Raw genomic sequence first — 20,931 nt, 5'->3', positions numbered from 1 at the left:
GAGAATCCGATGTTGCAACGTATCCCGCGCCTCCCCACCCTGCTGTTCGCCAGCCTGCTGGTGCTGAGTGGCTGCTCGGTGCTGCAGAGCGAAGACGGCCTGGCCATTCCGGCCGATAGCCGCCTGGCCGTGGTGCCCCTGATGAACCTGTCGCAAACCCCGCAGGCCGGCGAACAGGCCGCCAGCGTCCTCAGTGCGCTCCTGCGGGCCAAGGGCAGTCACAACACCACCTTGTTCCTGCCGCAGCAGCGCGACCCTCTGCTCTACGACAACAGCGAGCGTCGCCAGGAGGCCCTGGAATCGGCCGAAGCCAGCGCGCCCGATTACCTGGTGACAGGCACCGTCGAGGAGTGGCGCTACAAGAGCGGTCTGGACGGGGAACCCGCCGTGGGTGTGACGCTGGAGATCCGCGACGCTGACACCGAACGCCTGGTGTGGAGTGGCACCTCGGCACGCACCGGCTGGGGCCGGGAAAGCCTGAGCGTCGCTGGTCACAAGGTACTGGATGAATTGGTCGAGCGTATGCCGTTAACCAACAGGGACTGAACCGCCCATGGTGGATACTTCGCTACAGAGCGCCCTCCGCCCGCAAGAAGCGAGCGATCTGCTGAAATGGCTGGAAACGCTGCTGATCACGTCGGCCTGCTTCGCGCTGGGGGCCTGGAGCCGCCCGGACGATCCGTTCTTCCTGACCGGTAATTTTCCCTGGCCGGTCATCGGTCCGTTGCTGGTGGCCCTGCGCTACGGCTTTTTCATGGCCCTGGCGGCTTCGCTGCTGCTCATTGGCGGATTGGGGATGTACCTGCGTTATCTGATGGACGTGCCACAGCCGTATCCCTTCACCTGGGCCGCGGGGGTGCTCGCGGTGGTTCTGCTGGCCGGTGAATTCCGGGACTACTGGGAGCGACGCCGGGCCGAGCTGGCGGCGGCAAACGACTACCGCGACGGGCGGCTGGAGGAGTTCACTCGCAGCTATTACCTGCTCAAGGTATCCCACGACCGTCTCGAACAGCGGCTGGCGGGCAGCTCCCGCAGCCTTCGTGAAGCCTTGCGCCGCGTTTATTCGGAACTCGCCGCCGACAGCCACGCCGGCCTGACTCGGGACCGCGCCCAGGCGACACTCGCGTTGTTCGGCCACTACGGTCAGATACAGACCGCCGGGGTTTTCCCGGTGCGCCAGGGACGTCTCACGGCACAGGCCCTGGCATCCATCGGCGAATTCAAGCCGCTTTCCGGTAGCGACCCCCTGATCGAGCACGCCCTCCGGGAGCGCAAGCTGGTGTCGATACAGACGGAATACCACCGCCGCCAGGCCGAGCTCGACAGCCGCTTTCTCGCGGTGATTCCGCTGCTGACGTCCGATGGCGAGATCCTCGGCGTGGTCGCCGTCGAGGCGATGCCGTTTTTCTCGTTCGAGCCGCAGACGCTGCGCTTCCTGGCGATCCTGGCGGGCCATCTGGCCGACCAGTTGCAGGAGCAGGATCTCACGCCTGCGGGAGAAACGGAGGAACGGCGTCACTTCCGTCGTCAGTTGGCGCGAGTCGGACGCGACGCCGAGCGCTTCGACCTGCCAGCCTGTCTGCTGTGCTTCCGGGCCGACACGACGCTGACGTCGCGCCAGATCGTCGACCACATCAAAAGCGTGCGTCGTGGGCTGGATGTGCTCTACGAAGCCTCGGACAACCACGGGCTGCGCCTGGCGATCCTGATGCCGCTGACGGATGAACTGGGGCAGTCCGGCTACCTGCAACGGCTGGAGGACGGCGTCCGCGAGACCCTCGGGGTTCACCTCGCCGACTGGCTGGGCGCCCCAGCCAGTCACCAGGTAAGCGACCGCGCAACCGCCGAAAGCTGGCTGGAGGCCCATCTCGCCCATGGGGAGTAGCGGACTCATCCTCCAGGCCCTGGCGGCCGAAGCCGCTGCGTTCGCCGGTCTGTTCTATCTGGACGACGGGCTGGCGCAGCTGGTCACCTATATGACGCTTCACGCCCTGGCCTGCGGCTTGCTGACGCCGGTGCTGCTGAGGCTGCTGCCGGCCCGCTACCGTGGCTCTCCCCGCCGGGCCGCCGCGTTCCTGTTCACCATTCAGTTCGCCATCCCTTTTATCGGCAGCCTGGGGGTGGCGCTGGGGGTATTGCTGGCGCTTTACCTGCCACGCTCCACCCGCGAGCTGCCCTGGCAGGAAATCGACATTCCCGAATTGCCGTACCGGCCCATCGATACCGAATTGCAGATGTTCTATTCCGAGGGCGGGCTGCAACAGGTCCTGCGTGACGCCGCCGACCCCGAGAAGCGCCTCAAGGCCCTGATCGCCACACGCCAGATGGACAGCCGGGAAGCCATCGTTATTCTGCGCCAGGCCTTGCGGGACAAGACGGACGATGTCCGTCTGCTGGCCTACTCCATGCTCGAACAGAAGGAAAAGACGCTGTCTCACCAGATTATCCGTCTGCAGGATGCACTGCGGACCGCATCCGACGAGCAGGGCCTCATTCTCCAGCGGCGCCTGGCGCAGCTGTGGTGGGAAATGGCCTACCTCGGTCTCGCCCAGGGCGGCTTGCAGCGCCACTACCTGGAAAACGCACGGGCCACGCTGCTCCGCCTGGTCGACCGGCGCCCGAGGCATGGCGACTATCACCTGCTCGGCCGAGTCCACCTGCAACTCGGCCAACTCGACGACGCTCGCGCCGCCTTCGAGCAGGCACAGGCGCTGAACGCGCCCCCCGCGAAAATCCAGCCCTACCTGGCCGAAGTCGCCTTCCTGCAGCGGGATTTCGCCAACGTCCGACACCACCTGTCCGCCTGCCCGTCCACCGTGCGGGATGCGGGCATCGAATCTCTCAAACAGGCCTGGTTGTAAGCGAATGGAGAAACAAGCGCCTCCCGTCAAAGCCGACATCGCCCTCCTGCTGGAGGGCACCTATCCGTTCATCCGCGGCGGCGTCTCGTCCTGGGTCCACCAGATCATCCAGGGCCTGCCGGAGTACACCTTCGCGCTGATTTTCATGGGTGGCGAACGCAGTCACTACGGTGAGCAGCAGTACGAGCTACCGGCCAACGTGCGTCACCTGGAATGCCATTACCTGATGGACGGGCACAGCGAGCCCAAGCCCCGCCCCCGCAAGGGCAACCGCCGGGCGTTCGACGCCCAGCGCGACCTGCACGCGACCTTCCGTTCCGGCGAACCGGCCTCCCGGGCGATCATGCAGCGGGTGTTCGCCGATCTGGGCTCGTCGAAAGGCATCAGCTTCTCGGACTTCCTGCACAGCGAAGCCAGTTGGGAGATCATCGACGATTACTACCGTCGTTACTGCACCGAGCCCTCCTTCGTCGACTATTTCTGGTCGGTGCGGATCATGCACGCCCCGCTGTTCCAGCTGGCGCGCATCGCCCGGGAGATGCCGCAGGTCCGGATGCTCCACTCGATTTCCACCGGTTACGCGGGTCTTCTGGGCGCCATGGTCAGCGAACAGCGCCAACTGCCGCTCGCGCTGTCGGAACACGGCATCTACACCAAGGAACGTAAGATCGATCTGTCCCAGGCGCAATGGATTCACGATCCCGCCGATCAGGTCAGCGGCACGCTCAACGAGCAGGTGGGCTATATCCGCCAGCTGTGGATTCGTTTTTTCGAATCCATCGGGCGCATGACCTACCAGCAGGCCGACCCCATCGTGTCGCTGTACCAGGGCAACCAGGACCGGCAGCACGTCGACGGCGCCCCCACGGAGCGCACACGGATCATCCCCAACGGCATCAACCCGCAACAGTTCGAACGCGCGCGAAAAGCCCGACCGGATCGCGTGCCTCCGGTATTGGGGCTGGTCGGGCGGGTGGTGCCGATCAAGGACATCAAGACCTTCATTCGCGCCATGCGGACCGTGTGCGACCAGCGGCCCGACGCCGAAGGCTGGATCGTCGGCCCGGAAGACGAGGACGAGGCCTACGTGCGGGAATGCAAGGAGCTGGTTCAGAGCCTGGGGCTGGACAAGCGGGTGCGCTTCCTCGGTTTCCAGAATATCCAGGACATCCTGCCGCAGCTGGGCCTGATGGTGCTGACGTCCATCTCCGAGGCGTTACCACTGGTGATCCTCGAAGCCCACGCGGCGGGGCTCCCGTGCCTGGCGACGGATGTGGGCTCGTGCCGGGAACTGCTGGAAGGCAACCAGCCCGAGGACCGGGCCCTGGGCGCCAGCGGGGCGGTGGTGCCCATTGCCGATCCCGAAGCCACGGCGCGGGAGGCGGTGCGCCTGCTGGGTGACGAGCAGGCCTGGTACGCCGCCCAACGGGCCGGACTCGAACGCGTGGAACGCTACTACACGCTCGACAGCATGTTCGAGGCGTACCGCGACATCTACCGGAAAGGAACGACAGCATAATGGCCGGCATCGGTTTCGAGATTCGCCGCATCCTGCGACGCGAGAGCTTCCTCAACCTGATTGAAGCCTACGGGCTGGCGGGGATTATCAGCTCCGGCCCGTGGGTGCTGTCCGTCCTGGGGGTGATGGTCATCGGCATACTCAGCCTGTCGATGGCGGTCGATGATCGCGAAATCATCCAGTTTCTGGTTTCGGTGACCTACCTGATGGCGATCTCGCTGGTGGTTTCCGGGGTGTTCCAGCACGTTTTTACCCGCTGGGTCGCCGACCGCCTGTACGAGAAGAAAAACGAGTTGATCCTGCCCAATCTGATGGGGCTGATCTGGGTCACCACCCTGATGGCCGGCGTCATCGGTGGCCTGGCCGTTGCCTTTCTGCTGGACGGCACCTCGACGATCTACCGGCTGCTGATGTTCGGCAACTTCGTGGTGCTGTGTAACCTGTGGCTGGTCACCATTTTCCTGTCCAGCATGAAATCCTATCGCCGCATCGTGATTCTCTTTGCGCTGGGCTACGCCACCGCGGTCGTGGCCTCCACCCGCCTGGCCGACTGGGGGCTGGAAGGTCTGTTGACCGGCATCCTGCTGGGCCACAGCCTGCTGTTCTTCAGCTTCTTCTATTCCATCATCCGCCAGTACCCCGGCGAGAGCTTCATCCGCTTCGACTTTATCCGTCGCCGCCAGATCTTCCCGTCGCTGATTCTCACCGGGTTGCTGTTCAACGCCGCGGTGTGGGCGGACAAGTTCATCTTCTGGTTCTACCCGCCCACCTCGCAGCCGATCATCGGCGAACTGCGGGCGTCGGTCATCTACGATCTCCCGATTTTCCTGGCCTATCTGTCGATCATCCCCGGGATGGCGGTATTTCTCGTACGCATGGAAACCGATTTCGCCGAAGCCTATGACCGCTTCTACCGGGCCGTCCGCGAGGGCGACACCCTGGCGCGCATCAATCAGTTCCGCGACGAGATGGTGCTCATCGCCCGCAACGGTATCTATGAAATTTTCAAGGTGCAGGGCCTGACCATCGTGGTCCTGTTCCTCTGGAGCGAAGACATCCTCTCGGCCATTGGCATCTCTCCGCTCTATCTGGCGCTGTTCCGCATCGACCTGGTGGCGGTAGGCATCCAGCTGTTGTTGCTCGCTATCCAGAACGTGCTGTTCTACCTCGATGCACGCGGGGTCAACGTCGCGCTTTGCAGCCTGTTCTTCTTCGGCAACATTGCCTTCACCCTGCTGACACTGGAACTGGGCGCGTCGTTTTACGGCTACGGCTTCGCCGGGGGCGCCCTGCTGGCGGTTCTGGGCGGGCTGTTCCTGTTGTCACGCAAATTCGACCGACTCGAGTACGAGACCTTCATGTTGCAGGGACGCTAGTAACCCACCGAACGACGGAGCCCCGGAACACCTTGAGAGCAGGACGCGGTCGCGGTCGGATCTCAACCGGACGGGACATGAGTCGCTTTCCGGGCCCGCTCGGGCAGCGGCAAGCGGCTGGCGATCCGTTCCCGGGTTTCGTCCATCAGCTCGTCCAGTTCCAGGTCGTCGGTGGGAATCGGCGGGTGCACCACCACCTCGATGGTACCGGGCCGAAACGCGCCGGTGCCCTTGGGCAGACAGTCGTGGGAGCCGCGAATGGTGATCGGCAGGATCGGCAGTTGACTGTCCTTGGCGATCACGAAGCCACCCTTCTTGAACGGCAGCAACTGACCATCCCAGCTGCGGGTGCCTTCCGGAAACAGCAGCACGCCGGTGCCGTCCGGTAACTGCCCGACCGCCTCGCGAATACTCTGCATGGCGTCACTGCCTTTGGAACGGTCGATGAACAGGTTGCGGGAGGCCTCCAGCGCCAGTCCGAATAGCGGCACCTTGCGCAGCTCCTTCTTGATCACCCAGCGATACTGGATCCTCAGAGCCAACACCAGAGCCGGCGGGTCCAGATACGAGGCGTGATTGCTGAGAATGACGTAGCGCTGGCCCGGTTCGATGTTCTCAAGCCCAGTCACACGCAGGCGTACACCCACCATCTTGAACAGCACCCATGCATAAACCTGGGTGCCGTGAAACGCCATATCGCCACGCCGGCCCAGCAGTGCGGCCAGGACAATCGGCAGGAAGAGCACTAGAGTCAGGGCAATGGCCCAGAAAAAAATCCAGACTGTTTTCAGGGCTTTCATGGAATACATCTGTCCTTGGCATCCACAAACGGTCACGACTTCATCATACCTTCATGGCCGTGTCACGGATCACCGGCAGCCTGATTGTGGCCTTATCGCAAAGTCAGTTCACTAATAATTCGTAAAAGGATCTTACTATGACGAATGCACGTTATTGCCCGTGGTTGCTGTCACTGGCCGTTCTCTTCACCGTCATGGGCAGTGCCGATCTGCAGGCCGGCTGGGGCCATGGCAAGGACGACGACCGTGACCGCGACCGACACGGCCACCATGATCGCAGCTGGCACGACAACACCCACACGGTCCAGCTGGGGCCGCGCCCCTATTACCTCGTCAACGATATGGACGAGGGACCGCTCAAGCGCAAATTACAGTCCTGCATGAACCAACCGATGAAACGCTCCGACTTCTCCATCGGCCACCGCGGCGCGCCGCTGCAGTTCCCCGAGCATACCCGCGAGTCCTACGTGGCGGCAGCCCGCATGGGCGCCGGGGTAATCGAGTGCGACGTGGCGTTCACCAGGGACCGGGAACTGGTGTGTCGCCACGCCCAGAACGACCTGCACACCACCACCGACATCGTCACCATTCCCGAGCTGAACGCCAAGTGCACCCAGCCGTTCGTGGCCGCCGATCCCGCCAGCGGCACGCCGGCCCGGGCGGAATGCCGCACCAGCGACCTGACCCTGGCGGAGTTCAGGCAGCTGACCGGCAAGATGGACGGCTTCAACCCGGACGCCACCACCCCGGAAGAATACGTTCAGGGCACCGCTAACTGGCGCACCGACCTCTACGCCACGGAAGGCACCCTGATGACCCACAAGGAGAGCATCGAACTGTTCCGCGAGCTGGGCGTCCAGTTCACGCCGGAACTCAAGACACCGGTGGTGGATATGCCGTTCGAGGGGGATTACACCCAGGCAGATTACGCCCGCCAGCTGATCGAGGATTACCGCGAAGCCGGTATCGATCCGTCGGACGTGTGGCCGCAATCCTTCCAGTTGGACGATGTGCTCTACTGGATCAACCACACGCCGGCCTACGGCCAGCAGGCGGTGTTCCTGGACCAGCGCGCCAACGAGCCCGACGTGACGTCACTGGCGTACCTGCAATCCCTCAAGAGTCAGGGCGTGAACGTGGTCGCCCCGCCCTTGTGGAAGATGCTGACCCTGGACCCGCGCGGTGAGATCGTGCCCTCTGAATACGCCCGCAACGCCCGTTCCGCCGGCCTCGAGATGATCGCCTGGAGCCTGGAGCGCAGCGGCCCGCTGGCTTCCGGGGGCGGCTGGTACTACCAGTCGGTGAACGACGCCATCGACAACGACGGCGACATGTTCACCGTCGTCGACGTGCTGGCCCGGGACGTGGGCGTGATGGCCATCTTCTCCGACTGGCCGGCCACCACGACCTTCTACGCCAACTGCATGAAGCTGTGATCCCAACCGGCCGGGCCGCACCGCTACTCGGCGAAGCGGCCCGGCCGGAAGGCGTCCAGATCCAGCGACGGGGTTTCGCCGTCAATCACCTGGGCGATCAGCTCAGCGCTGCCGGCCGACAGGGTCCAGCCGAAGGTGCCGTGGCCGGTATTGAGGTAGAGGTTGTCGCGGGTGCCACGGCCGATGGTCGCCGGGCCGTCCGGCGTCATGGGACGGAAGCCGGTCCAGGACGTGGCGCGCTCCATATCCGCCGCGCCGGGGAAGCGCGAGGCCACGGACGCCCTGATGGTGTCCAGGCGCGTCTCGTGAATACGGCGGTCGAAGTCCGCCAGCTCGACGAAGCCGGTCGCGCGCAGACGGTCCCCCAGGCGCGTGGAGACCACCTTGTAGTTGTCGTCGTGGATCGTTGAACGCGGCGCCGCTTCCGGATCGATCAACGGCGCGGTCAACGAGTACCCCTTCACCGGATAGATCGGCAGGTGCACGCCCAGCGGCTTCACGATCCCGGGTGACGCGCAGCCGGCGGAGACCACCACCGCATCGGCATCGAGCTGCTCCAGCGCGCCGCCGGTTTGGCGTACTTCCACGGCTTCGACCCGCCGATGATCCGCCAGCAGGCGCTGTACCTCGACGTTGTAGCGAAACGTGACACCCCGCTCCTCGCAGGCCGCCGCCAGCGCCTTGGAAAACAGGCTGCAATCCCCCGTGCCATCGGTAACGTAGCGCAACCCGCCGTAGAGCGGCCCGTCACCGCGCATGCCCGGCTCGTATTCGCGCACCTGCTCCGGGCTGAGCAGCTGGTTCTCGATGCCCAGCTCGTCCAGCAGGGCGGCGGTATCCAGGTACTCGGTCATGGTATCCGGGCGACTGGCCAGGTGCATCAGGCCGGCGTGGGCACCGTCGAACGCCAGGTCCAGCTCGTTTTCCAGGGCCAGGAAACAGTCCCGGCTGTGGATACCGAGCCGCAACATGGCGCGCTTGTTAAGCCCGAACACGCCGGGGGCATAAGCGTAGCGCAGGGTGGAGACCAGGAAGCGGAAGGTGTCGAGAGACGGCGGCATGCGCATCTTCAGCGGGCCCTGTTTGTCCAGCAGCCAGGGCAGCGCCTTGCGCACCATGGCCGAGGACGCCCACGGATAGACCACCCCATAGGAACGCTGGGCGGCGTTGCCCTTACTGGTTTCCTCGCCGGCCTGGTCGAGACGTTCCAGTACGGTCACCTGATGGCCACGCTTGCAGAGGGACCATGCGGTGGTCACGCCCACCACCCCGGCTCCGATAACGACGATGTGCATCACTGCCTCCCTGTTGTGGGCGCCCTGTCCCGAGTGGCAGGACGCCGGTACCAGTCTCTATCTCAGTGGCTGGGAGGAAAAAGGTCAACCCGTGGGGATGGGTATTTGCCGCGACAGATCAGTTGCTTGCAGCGCGGCGGGCCGGAAAACGAGCACAAAAAAAGGCAGCCCGAGGGCTACCTTTTCCGGATTCATCCGACGATGAGGTGCATCGCCGGACTGATCGCGGCGGCTTAGAGCGGAGTAACGTTCTCAGCCTGCGGACCTTTCTGGCCCTGAGTCACGGTGAACTCAACCTGCTGGCCTTCAGCCAGGGTCTTGAAGCCGCTGCCGTTGATGGCGCTGTAGTGAACGAAAACGTCCGGGCCGCTTTCGCGAGTAATGAAGCCGAAGCCTTTGGTTTCGTTAAAGAATTTAACGGTACCGGTCTCTGTAGACATGGTTTTCCTGTCCTTCAATTCAAATTCAAAAATTGCCCGTAGGCGGTCATCGGAAAAGCAAACTCGTGTAATCAAAAACAGGACGATGCACTACTTAACTACAGAGGGATACGTCTTATTTATGAAACGCTTTGCTGAAACTTTCCTACGGGACCCACTGTATACCCGATTGGTGACTTTGCCAACAGAATTTTTCATGGTAAGTACAACTACGAAATGGTCCGCGTCAATCACCCTCTCAGCGCGTGAAAACAGTATATTCCCAGCGCCGTCATGGACAGCGATCCGACCACATGCAGGGCGACTCCACCGAAAGCCGCCAGCCACTTCCCGGCCTGGATCGCGCCGTACATTTCCACCGAAAACGTTGAGAAAGTGGTCAGCGCCCCGCACAGTCCGGTGACCGCAAACAGCCGCCATTCCGGCCCCAGATGCGGCGCCTGGCTGAAATAGCTGATCAGGTAGCCAATCAGCCAGCCCCCGCACAGATTGGCCACCAGCGTCCCCACCGGAATGACATGCCCGCTGGTATTGAGCCAGAGGCTGAGCAACCAGCGCAGGTTGGCGCCGATAACGGCCCCCAGGCTGACGGCGAGGATGGACATGGCAACAGGCACCGGCTGGACTCCTTCTGGATCATTCACACGACGGCGCCGGCGGCGAGGCACCGGCCCATAAAAAACCCGCTGGCCCGGGAGACCGGACGCAACGGGTTCGAGTCTACCAGAGCTCGCCGACGCTGAGCGGGCCCGGCTTTGGGCGGATCAAGCGGCGTTGTGCTCGATCACGCTGTCCTTCTGCTGGGCAAAGGCGTCGAAGGCGAAATCGTCCACCGTGAGCATTTCCAGCACGCGCGCCTCATAGTCGCTCATGAAGTCGGCGTCTTCCTGCGAAAGGATGCCCGCCTCTCTGGCGGCGTCGAAACGCTGCTCCGGATGCAGGGCTTCCATGGGCAGTTCGCCTTTGGCGTAGGCCTTGTTCACCGTGCGGTAGATGCCATCCGCCCGCTCGTAGGACGCCAGCAGGTCGTTGTACTCGGCGACCGGGTTGTTGACGCCGCCTTCCACCTGGGTGGTCCAGGCCGGGCGCAGCAGCTTCTCACGCAGCGGCGTGGCGGTGCTGATGGCCCGCGCCAGGGTGCGGGTCACGTCGTCGTGCGGCATTGACCAACGCCGGCCCAGCGGCAGCGTGATGGCCCGCAGTGCCCACGCCACCGGCCGGTTGGGCAGATTCTCCAGCACTTCGTGCAGGGCCTTTTCGGTGCGGTGCAACAGCGTATCGAGACTGTACTGCACCAGCTCCTTCTCGCCCTCCACCGGCTGGGTCTCGTTCCAGTTCTTCAGCACCATGGACGCCAGGTACAGGTTGGACAGCATGTCCCCCAGCCTCGCCGAGATCAGCTCGCGCATCTTCAGCTCGGAGCCCAGCGTGGTCATGGCGGCGTCCGCACACAGACCGAAGGCGGCACTGAAACGCGCCACCGCCTGGGCGTGACGACGGGTGACCACATCGAACGGCACCTCCGGACGACCCACGCCCAGCGCCTGGGTGAAGGCCCGGGCGGCGTTGCCGAAGATCAGGCCGGCGTGACCGAAGAAGGCGCGGTCAAAGGCATCGAGGTCGTCGTTGTCCTTGGCCGCCAGTTCCTCAAGCACATAGGGATGGCAGCGGATCGCGCCCTGACCGAAGATCATCAGGCTGCGGGTCATGATGTTGGCGCCTTCCACCGTGATGGAGACCGCCGCCCCGCTGTAGCCGATACCCAGATAGTTGCGCGGCCCCAGGGTCACCGTCTTGCCGCCGTGCACGTCCATGGCATCGGTCAGGCACTGGCGCTGCATCTCGGTCAGCTGGGACTTGAGGATCGCCGACGGCACCGCCGGTTTCTCGCCCTTGTCCACCATGTTGGCGGTCTGGTAGACCGACGACTGGGTGATGTAGGTCATGGCGGCGATGCGGGCCAGCGGCTCCTGCACGCCCTCCATGTCCGCCACCGGGGTGTTGAACTGGCGACGGATGCGGGTGAAACCGCCGGCTACGCCCAGCGCGCCGGCGGCGGCACCGGCCGCGCCCGATGGCAGGGTGATGCAGCGGCCCACGGACAGGCACTCGACCAGCATGCGCCAGCCCTCGCCCGCCATTTCCGGGCCGCCGATGATGTAGTCCAGCGGGATGAACACATCCTTGCCCTTGATCGGGCCGTTCATGAACGGCGAGCCGATCGGGCAGTGGCGACGGCCGATTTCCATGCCCTTGGTGTCGCGTGGGATCAGGGCGCAGGTGATGCCCAGGTCCTTCTCGTCACCCAGCAGGTTATCCGGGTCGAACATGCGGAAGGCCAGGCCCACCACGGTGGCAATCGGCGCCAGGGTGATCCAGCGCTTCTCGAAGTTCAGGCGCAGCCCCAACACTTCCTTGCCCTCGAACTCGCCTTTGCAGACGATGCCGGTATCCGGCAGGGAGGTGGCGTCGGAGCCGGCACGCGGGCCGGTCAGGCCGAAGCAGGGAATGTCACGACCATCAGCCAGGCGCGGCAGGTAGTGGTTCTTCTGCTCATCGGTACCGTACTTGAGCAGCAGCTCGCCGGGCCCCAGGGAATTGGGCACGCCGACGGACACCATCAGGGATTCGTTGGTGGCCAGGCGCTGCAGCACCGCGGACTGGGCCTTGGCGGAAAATTCCAGGCCGCCGTAGGACTTGGGAATGATCATCCCGAAGAACTTCTCCTTCTTCAGGAAATCCCAGACCTCTTCCGGCAGGTCGGCGCGCTCGACCGCTACATCCCAGGCGTTACACAGGCTGATGGCCTTGACGCACTGGTTGTCGATGAACGCCTGTTCCTCGTCGGTCAGGCCATTGTTGCGATCAACCAGCAGCTTCTGCCAGTCCGGGCGACCGGTGAAGATTTCACCGTCCCAGCCGACAGTGCCGGCTTCCAGGGCCACCTTCTCGGTCTCGGACACCTTCGGCGCCACTTTCTTGAACATCGAGAAGATGCGCGGCGTCAGCCAGGAACTGCGGAACCCGGGCAGACCGCAGGCGGCGGTCGCGATCGCGCCGACGAACAGGACCAGTGCCAGCCAGCCGGAAGCGAAAATCAGCGACACCAACCCGAACCCGGCCATCACCCCGATTGCCGGCTTGGCGCCCGCCTCTTTGCGCAGCACCGCCAGCAGACCGGCGATGGATAACAGGAGCAGGATCAAAGTCGTCATAGGCACTCTCAGTCTTCCATGTCATTGAAGTAGGTGGGTTACATCAGCAACCCGACTTAGCGATACGCTTAACCTACCGCAATGCATGGCTCCCGGCCAGTGACCCGATCACCGTCTGTCAATGCGCCTTTCGGCGAACCGCGCATGAGGCGCGGCCGCCGCCCCGTCAGGACGACACGATCACCCGCAGACCACTCAGGGCCATGCGCGCCTTGTCGATGGCCGCTTCGCCGGCCGCCATCTGGGACTCAAAGAAACGCACCTCATCCTCACGGATCGCCGGGTTGACCTGGCGCAGGGCTTCCAGACGATCAATCTCCGGCTGCAACAACTCGCGCAAACGGCTGACCGCCGACTGCTGGGCCTCACCCAGACGCTCCGCCGCCATGCCTTCGGCGTGGTCGATCATGGTTTCCACCTCGGCGCGGATCTGCGGTACGACGGCCTGAGCGGTACGCCGGCGAATGTTGGAGCACAGCTCGTTGAGGCGATCGTGCGGTAGCGCGCCGGACAGGTCCTTGCCATTGAGGTCCACCAGCAGGCGCAGCGGTGCCAGCGGCAGGACGCGGTCCAGCTGCAGGCTGTCCGGGGCCGGGCAATGCAGGGTGAACAGGGTTTCCAGCAACAGCGTGCCCGGCGGCAGGCCTTTCACGGACAGACTGGCCAGGGCGGCGTTACCCAGCTCGGACTCGGTCATCAGTTCCATCACGCCGCGCACCATCGGATGCTCCCAGCTCAGGAACGCCAGGTCTTCCCGCTCCAGCGCCTGCTGCCGGTCGAAGGTAACGGTGATGCCGTCCTTGGGCAGCTCCGGGAACTGGCCGGTGAGCATGTGATCCGACGGTTTGAGCACGTCCGAGGTTTCGGTGTGGTCCTCGGTCTCGACGCCGAAGATGTCGAAGGCTTCGGTCATGTACCCGGTCAGGCCGTCGCCCTGCTCTTCCGACTCGATGGCGTCGATCAGTGCCTGGGCCTGGTCCGGCCGGCACGAGTTCATCTCGATCAGGGCGTCGCGACCGTCCTGCAGACGCTGGCGCAGGGCGCCGGCGGCTTCCCGGGTGCGCTCGATGAGCGCGTCAATCGGCGCGGATGGGTCGTTGAGGGCGGCGTCCAGGTCATCGGCCACTTCCTCTTTCACCGCCACGCCCACGGCGCTGCTCTGCCCCAGCGCGTTGAGGCCTTCGTGGTACCAGCGGAACAGGGTTTCCTGCACGGTGCCGGCGAGATACGGCACGTGGATATCGATCACGTCGCCCTGGCCGATGCGGTCCAGCCGGCCGATGCGCTGTTCCAGCAGGTCCGGGTTGGCGGGCAGGTCGAACAGCACCAGGTGGTGGGCGAACTGGAAGTTGCGGCCCTCGCTGCCGATTTCCGAACAGATCAGCGCCTGGGCGCCCTGCTCGGTTTCGGTGAAGTAAGCGGCGGCGCGGTCCCGCTCCACCAGGCTCAGCCCCTCATGGAACGCGGTACTGCGGATGCCGGCGCGCAGCTGCAGGTAGTGCTCCAGGGCCGTGGCGGTGGCCGCATGGGCGCAGATCACCACGACTTTCTCTTTCTTCAGCTCGGTCAGTTTCTTCTCGAGCCAGACCACCCGCGGGTCGTCCGCCAGCCAGACTTCTTCGTCCAGACCCGCTTCCGGGGTCAGGCCATCAGTGCCGGTGCTGACGTCGCTGTAGGCCTCGGGACAGGGCAGCGGCTCGCCGTGGACGCGGCGCTCGGGGAAGCCCTGGATCGCCGCACGGGTGTTGCGGAACAGGACACGTCCGGTGCCGTGACGGTCCAGCAGGGTCTCGATCAGGGCCTGGCCGCCGTCGCCTTTCGCCAGCAGGGCGTCCAGGTCATCGCCGAGCCACTGCGCCAGCGTCTGGCGTTGCTCGGCGTCGGGCTCGCCACCCTGGTTCTGCAGGGCCTGGACCAACTGGTTGACCTCGGCGTACCGCGCTTCCTCGGCCTGGAACTCGGCCAGGTCATGGTAGCGGGCCGGATCCAGCAGACGCAGGCGGGCGAAATGGCCGGCCACGCCCATCTGCTCCGGGGTCGCCGTCAGCAACAGCAGACCCCGGGTTTCCTGTGCCAGGGCCTCGATGGCCTGGTACTCGGGGCTGGCCGCCTCCGGGGTCCAGCCCAGATGATGGGCTTCGTCGACCACCATCAGGTCCCAGCCGACGCGGATGGCGTCGCGGCGGGCCTTGTCGCTGCGGGTGAGGAAACCCTGGCTGCACAGGACCAGTTGGGACTGCTCGAACGGGTTCTCGTTCTCTTCCTCGTCGTCCGCTGACTCGCCCAGAATCGCCAGGATCTGGTCGGCAGCGTCGTCCAGCTCATAGTTCGAGTCGTCAACAATCGAAAAGCGCAGGTTGAAGCGCCGCAGCATCTCCACCAGCCACTGGTGCACCAGCGAATCCGGCACCACCACCAGCACGCGCTTGGCCAGACCGTTTTGCAACTGCGAGTGCAGGATCAGGCCCGCCTCGATGGTTTTGCCCAGGCCCACCTCATCGGCCAGCAGGACCCGCGGCGCGTAGCGGCGGGCCACCTCGCCGGCAATGTAGAGCTGGTGCGGCAAGTGGCTGGTGCGGGCGCCGATCATGCCCCGCGCCGGCGACTGACGCAGGCGCTCGGCGTGCTCCACCGTCGCCATGCGCAGACGGAAGGCGCCGTTGCGATCAAAGCGACCGGCAAACAGACGCTGGCGGGGATCGGTGAAGCGCACGTGGCTGCCGAGTTTGACCTCCGAGACTTCCTGCATGTCGCCGTTGGCGTCTTCAGCGTGGTACATCAGCACGCCGTCGAGGTCTTCCACGGCGCGGACGGTGAGCGATTCGCCGTCGAAGGTCTCGATCTCATCGCCCAGTTGGTAACGCACCCGAGCCAGGGGCGCGCTGTCGGTGGCGTAGGTACGTTCTTCGTCGACCGCCGGGAAACCCAGCGTGACGCGACGGCCGGAGATGTCCGTCACGATACCCAGACCCAGGTTGGCGTCGCTGTGGCTGACCCAGCGCTGACCAATGACAAATTCCATGCTTTGATTCACCTTGAAACACTTGGACTTGAAACGGGGGGAGACCGGGTCCGCGGACCGATCAGGCGTTGGCGGAACGCTCACGGACCCAGAATGCCGTCGCACCGCACACGGCGGCGGGCACGACGAAGAGATTCAGCACCGGCACCATCGCCGCGAGGGCGACCGGCAGACCGAAACCGAAAGCAGACAGGCGCCGGGCACCAAGCGACCGACGCAGGTCGCCGAAGCTGACCCGGTGATTGTCCGCGGGGTAATCCACGTACTGCAGCGCCATCATCCAGCCGTTGAACAGGAACCAGAGCACGGCAGACACCAGGTTCACCACCGGGATCAGGCCCAGCAACAGCAGGAAGACGGCACGCGGCAGGTAGTAGAGGATTTTCTGGACCTCCCGCCACAGCGCGCGCGGGATATCCTTGATGATCTGCGCCCAGCCGCCCTCGGTGGTCACTTCCTGGCCGGTGAGCTGCTTTTCGGTCAGCTCGGCCAGGTAGCCGTAGAAAGGCGACCCGATCAGGTTGGCGAGAATCACGAAACCATAGGCCAGCATCAGCAGAATGACGACGCCGTAAAGTAGCCAGAACAGCCAGTCCAGGGCCTGCAGCCACTGCCAGTCCGGCAGCCAGCTCATGGCGGCGGCGATCATCACGCCGAAACCTTCAGCGAGGAAATAGAACAGCAGGCCGAACAGCAGGATGTTGAGGATCAGGGGAATGATGACGAACAGGCGCAGCCCCGGCTGGCGGATCAACCGGAAACCTTCCGCAAGGTAGCCCAGGCCGTGAAAGAAATTGCCCTTCAGCATGTCCGCATCCTCCGGTTTCCTGGCGCAACGATCGCCAATCGCGTTTCAACGCGCGTGGTACCGCCTGGGGCACAACGCGGCCCGACGGGACCGCAGCCGGCGTGCCGACTGGCGCAAATCGGGCGCAGAGCATACCATGAGCCGCCTGCTGACGATAATCGCAAATGACGCCTGCCCGACCGGGAACCGACAATGACCGACCTGCTTCGCAAGCTGACTCAACAGACCCGATTGTGGCGCGTTGCCCTGCTGGTTTCCATGACGGCGATCCTGTGGCTGGCGACCTCCGACCTGGACCAGCCGATCCAGGTCTCCTCCTGGGACAAGCTCAACCACGTCACCGCTTTCGTCGCGCTCACCCTGCTGCTGCGCCTGGGCTGGCCGCGCCTCGGGGTCGCCGCCAGCGTTGCGGTCCTGCTCGGCTACGGCCTGTTCATCGAGCTATGTCAGGCCCCACTGCCCTATCGCAGCTTCTCGCTGCTGGACCTGGTGGCGGATGGGGTCGGCATCGCCGCCGGACTGGCACTCTGGTTCCTGACGGTTCGCCGACTCTCGGATAACACTTAAGAAATCGCCCCCTCTCCGTGTGAGACATTTCTCACAGCGCTGTAGGTAAATTCGATTTCGTGCCGTGCGAAGCCCACGAGAACGCCTCTGAGAATTTTCCAGACCTTTGTTTAAAAAGAAAATTTCAAGATGGCAATGTTCCCGCCATGGGAAAGCAAGAAAGCCGTCACATATCGGCAATGTGCAAATTGCTATAGTGGAGTTGTCAGGATGACAGGGACAGGAAGACACACGGAGTAGTTCCTCACAGGAGCGTGAGGGGAAGCAGGGATTAAACGGATTTCCCGCTTTAGGGACTCGTTTTATCTGGATCGCCGGCTAGGACGCTGGCGCCACGGAGCTGGCAAGGGACTTCAAAACGCGACAGGGTTTGACGCGCGCAGGGACGCGGATACCCGTTCCGACCAAGGGCAACGCAAGTTGCCCTTTTTTTGTGCCCGGTTTTTATTCGCGCGCCCGGCGCTCATCCGGACATACCGTCACGATCACGGCCGATGATCGATCACTCAGACCCCGCCCGATAGATGCGCACCCGGTTGAACTCCTCGAACTCGTGGAGGTCGGGCCAGGTCCGGCCCTCTCCGACCGTCTGCAGAACGTAGCGGTCGTCCCCCAGATCCTTCACCCGGGAATCCGCCAGCAACACGCTGGGCGCGGCGGCCCGGAATTCGGCCAGTAGCGGCCGGTTTTCCGGGTCGTAGAGCACATCGGCCGCCGTCACCACATCGAATACACCGACACGGCCGTTCCAGTCGTCGCACAGGGTTACCGCCACGTCGTTCAGGCGGGCGTTGGCCGCCACAGCCGCCAGGGCATCGGCATCGATGTCGCACGCGACCACCTCGCTCGCGCCCGCACGGGCGGCGGCAATCGCCACAACCCCCGAACCGGAACCGAAATCGATCACCCGCCGGCCGGCCACCGTGTCCGGATGATCCAGGAGGTACTGGGCCAGCACCTGACCGCTGGCCCAGCAAAAGGACCAGTAGGCCGGCTCGGCCACCACCGCCTGGGCTTCGTCGTGACTGAGCGGCCCTTCCAGCACCGCCGGATCGAACAGGTATAGAGGCAGTGTCGGACAGCCGGACGGGGCGGTCCGGGCCACGCGTCCGCGGGCCAAGGTGCGCTGCATGCGCTGGTTGAGCAGGGCGTCGGTTTTGAGCATGCCGCATTCTAGCCCGCCGCGAGCGGCCCGGCCACAACGGGGACTGAAGCCGGCGCGGCCTTTCGTTATACTCCAGACACACTTCGCAATCGCCGCAGACCGACAACCCTATGGCCCGCCCCGACACCCAGGATTACCTCGACATCTTCCTCAACGACATCCCGCTGATGGACGTCCGCGCCCCCGTGGAATTCCACAAGGGCTCGTTCCCCCAGGCCATCAACGCGCCGCTGATGAACGACGACGAGCGCCATCGGGTGGGCATCCGCTACAAGGAACAGGGCCAGCAGGCGGCCATCGAGCTGGGCCACCAGTTGGTGCGCGACGACATCAAGCAGCAACGCGTGGAAGACTGGGTCCGCTTCACCCGACAGCATCCGCAAGGCTACCTGTTCTGCTTCCGCGGCGGCCTGCGCTCGCAGCTCACCCAGCGCTGGATTCACGAGGCGGGCATCGACTTCCCGCTGGTCAAGGGCGGCTACAAGGCACTGCGCCGTTTCCTGATCGACACCCAGGAGCAGCTCCTGGAAGGCGGTCTGCCGCTGCACATCATCAGCGGCCGCACCGGCACCGGCAAGACACGCGTGCTGCTGGAAACCCCCAACCCGGTGGACCTGGAAGGCATGGCCGAACACCGGGGGTCCAGCTTCGGCCGCACCCTGACGCCACAGCCCGGCCAGATCGATTTCGAGAACCGCGTGGCCATCGCGCTGCTCAAAGCCCACCACAAGGTGGGCGGACCGATCTACCTGGAAGACGAAAGCCGCCTGATCGGCCGCTGCGCCCTGCCTCACAACCTGCGCGAGCGCATGTCCGAGGCGCCGTTGCTGGTACTGGAGCGCCCGTTGAACGAGCGCACGGAGATCATCCGCCAGGACTACGTCACCGACATGCTGGCCGGCTTCGTCGCCCGGGACGGCGAAGACGCCGGCTGGTTCAACTTCCGCGACTTCCTGCTCAGCGCCCTGGACCGCATCCGCAAGCGCCTGGGGGGCGAACGCCACCAGCGCCTGCGCCAGATCATGATCGACGCCCTGGACCAACAGCAGGCCCACGGTGATCCGAGCGGTCACGACGAATGGATCCAGGTGCTGCTGCGGGACTACTACGACCCCATGTACGATTACCAGCTGAGTCACAAGTCCGGCCGTATCGCTGTGCGTGGGTGCGTGGACACCCTCCTGGAGTGGACCTATCGCCAGGCGGCAGCCTGATAGACTGACAATATGCATCCAATCCCGCTAACGAACGTACCTCTGGTCGGCTGTCGTCGGCAGGACGATTTTTGCCAGCCGTCTTAGCGGTTTGCCATATTTCTGCTATAAAAACCCGGGTAATCCCAGTCGTTGCGGCGATCAGTGCGCCGCCCCGCACCGGCCCCGGTCGACATCCTGGATTCAAGAACGCAACAAGGAGTTCACATGGAAAACCTCTTCTCCGGCGACGGACAGCTCGCTGAACTGGCCCAGATGGCCTATGGCATGGTGATGGCCTATGCGCCCAAGGTGCTGCTGGCGATTGTGACGCTGATTGTCGGCCTCTGGCTGATCAACCGCTTTGTCGGCGTCCTCGACAAGAAGCTGGGCGCCAAGGACCCGACCCTCAACAAGTTCCTGTGCGGTCTGATCAGTGCCATCCTCAAGATCATGCTGATCATCTCCGCCGCGTCGATGATCGGCATCGCCACCACCTCGTTCATCGCCGTGGTCGGTGCCGCCGGCCTGGCCATCGGTCTGGCCCTGCAGGGGAGCCTGGCCAACTTCGCCGGCGGTGTTCTGATCCTGATTTTCAAGCCGTTCAAAGTGGGCGACGTGATCGAGGCCCAGGGCTTCTTCGGCAGCGTGGTGGAAATCCAGATCCTCTACACCATCATCAACACCTTCGATAACCGCCGCATCATCATTCCCAACGGCGACCTGTCCAACTCCAGCCTGATCAACGTCAACGCCTACGAGCGCCGTCGTGCCGACATGGTGTTCGGCATTGGCTACGGCGACGACATCGACAAGGCCAAGGCCATCCTCAAACGCCTGGTGGAAGCCGACGAGCGCGCCTACATGGACCCGGCTCCGGCCATCTTCGTGGGTGGCCTGGGCGACAGTTCGGTGGACATCAATGTCCGCGTCTGGACCGACACGCCCAACGTCTGGCCGCTGATCTGGGATATGCAGGAAAAGGTCAAGAAAGCGTTCGACGCCGAAGGCGTCACCATTCCGTTCCCGCAGCGCGACGTGCACCTTCACGAGGTGAAAGCCGGCTGATACCAGTCGATCCGGTCGCCCCGGCCGGATCGCTTTTCCTCCCGTCTCCTCTCTCGCCGGTTCAACTTCTTCGCACCCTGAACTATGCTTGCCAGTGACAACAGGTGGCGCCTGGCCGGTCAACGGTGAGGGCGTTCGTGCTGACGTTGCTGGTTGGAGGTCGTCC

17 protein-coding genes are annotated in these 20,931 nt (G+C 64.2%); 9 read left to right on the top strand and 8 right to left on the bottom strand.

Translation table 11 applies throughout. The features are described 5' to 3' along the window. Nucleotides 1-9 precede the first annotated feature (9 nt). From GQB00_RS18705 to pelG, 5 genes are read left to right on the top strand one after another with little or no spacing between them, the layout of a single operon-like run. Entirely contained in the window at nucleotides 10-546 is a 537-nt protein-coding gene (locus GQB00_RS18705; RefSeq protein ID WP_165857395.1) for a hypothetical protein, read from the top strand. A gap of 7 nt (nucleotides 547-553) precedes the next feature. Further along, nucleotides 554-1,885: a PelD GGDEF domain-containing protein gene (locus tag GQB00_RS18700; protein ID WP_165857394.1), complete on the top strand. Its 1,332-nt coding sequence runs from the start codon at nucleotides 554-556 to the stop codon at nucleotides 1,883-1,885. Then, nucleotides 1,875-2,861 (top strand): polysaccharide biosynthesis protein, encoded by a 987-nt coding sequence (locus GQB00_RS18695; protein WP_165857393.1) that lies wholly within the window; start codon nucleotides 1,875-1,877, stop codon nucleotides 2,859-2,861. Before GQB00_RS18700 ends, GQB00_RS18695 begins: the two co-directional genes overlap by 11 nt. A gap of 4 nt (nucleotides 2,862-2,865) precedes the next feature. After that, on the top strand, nucleotides 2,866-4,380 hold the full coding sequence (pelF, locus tag GQB00_RS18690; RefSeq protein ID WP_165857392.1) for a GT4 family glycosyltransferase PelF: 1,515 nt from the start codon (nucleotides 2,866-2,868) through the stop codon (nucleotides 4,378-4,380). Beyond that, entirely contained in the window at nucleotides 4,380-5,756 is a 1,377-nt protein-coding gene (gene pelG / locus GQB00_RS18685; protein WP_165857391.1) for an exopolysaccharide Pel transporter PelG, read from the top strand. Before pelF ends, pelG begins: the two co-directional genes overlap by 1 nt. 62 nt (nucleotides 5,757-5,818) lie before the next feature. On the opposite strand, the gene GQB00_RS18680 is transcribed toward pelG, so the two are convergent. Continuing rightward, nucleotides 5,819-6,556: a lysophospholipid acyltransferase family protein gene (locus tag GQB00_RS18680; RefSeq protein ID WP_111496983.1), complete on the bottom strand. Its 738-nt coding sequence runs from the start codon at nucleotides 6,554-6,556 to the stop codon at nucleotides 5,819-5,821. 137 nt (nucleotides 6,557-6,693) lie between these two features. Here GQB00_RS18680 and GQB00_RS18675 point away from each other — a divergent pair, with 137 nt between their 5' ends. Further along, nucleotides 6,694-7,992: a glycerophosphodiester phosphodiesterase family protein gene (locus GQB00_RS18675; protein WP_165857390.1), complete on the top strand. Its 1,299-nt coding sequence runs from the start codon at nucleotides 6,694-6,696 to the stop codon at nucleotides 7,990-7,992. Between the two features lie 23 nt (nucleotides 7,993-8,015). Here GQB00_RS18675 and GQB00_RS18670 read toward each other — a convergent pair whose 3' ends face one another. From GQB00_RS18670 to cysZ, 6 genes are all read right to left on the bottom strand, one after another. Further along, entirely contained in the window at nucleotides 8,016-9,287 is a 1,272-nt protein-coding gene (locus tag GQB00_RS18670) for a D-amino acid dehydrogenase (protein ID WP_165857389.1), read from the bottom strand. Nucleotides 9,288-9,520: 233 nt separating this feature from the next. Further along, entirely contained in the window at nucleotides 9,521-9,727 is a 207-nt protein-coding gene (locus GQB00_RS18665; RefSeq protein WP_111496985.1) for a cold-shock protein, read from the bottom strand. Nucleotides 9,728-9,957: 230 nt separating this feature from the next. After that, a complete protein-coding gene (crcB, locus tag GQB00_RS18660; RefSeq protein WP_111496986.1) occupies nucleotides 9,958-10,332 on the bottom strand; it encodes a fluoride efflux transporter CrcB in 375 nt (124 codons plus the stop codon). A gap of 159 nt (nucleotides 10,333-10,491) precedes the next feature. Beyond that, nucleotides 10,492-12,942: an acyl-CoA dehydrogenase gene (locus tag GQB00_RS18655; protein WP_165857388.1), complete on the bottom strand. Its 2,451-nt coding sequence runs from the start codon at nucleotides 12,940-12,942 to the stop codon at nucleotides 10,492-10,494. Nucleotides 12,943-13,108: 166 nt separating this feature from the next. Next, entirely contained in the window at nucleotides 13,109-15,964 is a 2,856-nt protein-coding gene (rapA, locus tag GQB00_RS18650; RefSeq protein ID WP_165857387.1) for an RNA polymerase-associated protein RapA, read from the bottom strand. 61 nt (nucleotides 15,965-16,025) lie between these two features. Then, the gene (gene cysZ, locus GQB00_RS18645) at nucleotides 16,026-16,772 is read right to left on the bottom strand and encodes a sulfate transporter CysZ (protein WP_165857386.1); all 747 of its coding nucleotides are present in this window, start codon (nucleotides 16,770-16,772) and stop codon (nucleotides 16,026-16,028) included. Between the two features lie 192 nt (nucleotides 16,773-16,964). On the opposite strand from cysZ, the gene GQB00_RS18640 reads away from it, so the two are divergent. Continuing rightward, a complete protein-coding gene (locus tag GQB00_RS18640) occupies nucleotides 16,965-17,339 on the top strand; it encodes a VanZ family protein (protein WP_165857385.1) in 375 nt (124 codons plus the stop codon). A gap of 502 nt (nucleotides 17,340-17,841) precedes the next feature. On the opposite strand, the gene GQB00_RS18635 is transcribed toward GQB00_RS18640, so the two are convergent. After that, nucleotides 17,842-18,504, bottom strand: coding sequence for a class I SAM-dependent methyltransferase (locus GQB00_RS18635; RefSeq protein ID WP_165857384.1), 663 nt, complete (start codon nucleotides 18,502-18,504; stop codon nucleotides 17,842-17,844). A gap of 110 nt (nucleotides 18,505-18,614) precedes the next feature. On the opposite strand from GQB00_RS18635, the gene mnmH reads away from it, so the two are divergent. Further along, nucleotides 18,615-19,718: a tRNA 2-selenouridine(34) synthase MnmH gene (gene mnmH, locus GQB00_RS18630; RefSeq protein WP_165857383.1), complete on the top strand. Its 1,104-nt coding sequence runs from the start codon at nucleotides 18,615-18,617 to the stop codon at nucleotides 19,716-19,718. 207 nt (nucleotides 19,719-19,925) lie between these two features. Beyond that, nucleotides 19,926-20,765: a mechanosensitive ion channel family protein gene (locus tag GQB00_RS18625; RefSeq protein WP_165857382.1), complete on the top strand. Its 840-nt coding sequence runs from the start codon at nucleotides 19,926-19,928 to the stop codon at nucleotides 20,763-20,765. Nucleotides 20,766-20,931 lie beyond the last annotated feature (166 nt).

This window comes from Marinobacter sp. JSM 1782161, from assembly GCF_011421605.1.
In the GTDB taxonomy this organism is placed as follows: Bacteria; Pseudomonadota; Gammaproteobacteria; order Pseudomonadales; family Oleiphilaceae; genus Marinobacter_A; species Marinobacter_A bohaiensis.
Note: the sequence above shows the minus strand (reverse complement) of the source record. Positions and strands in the feature narration are given on the sequence as shown.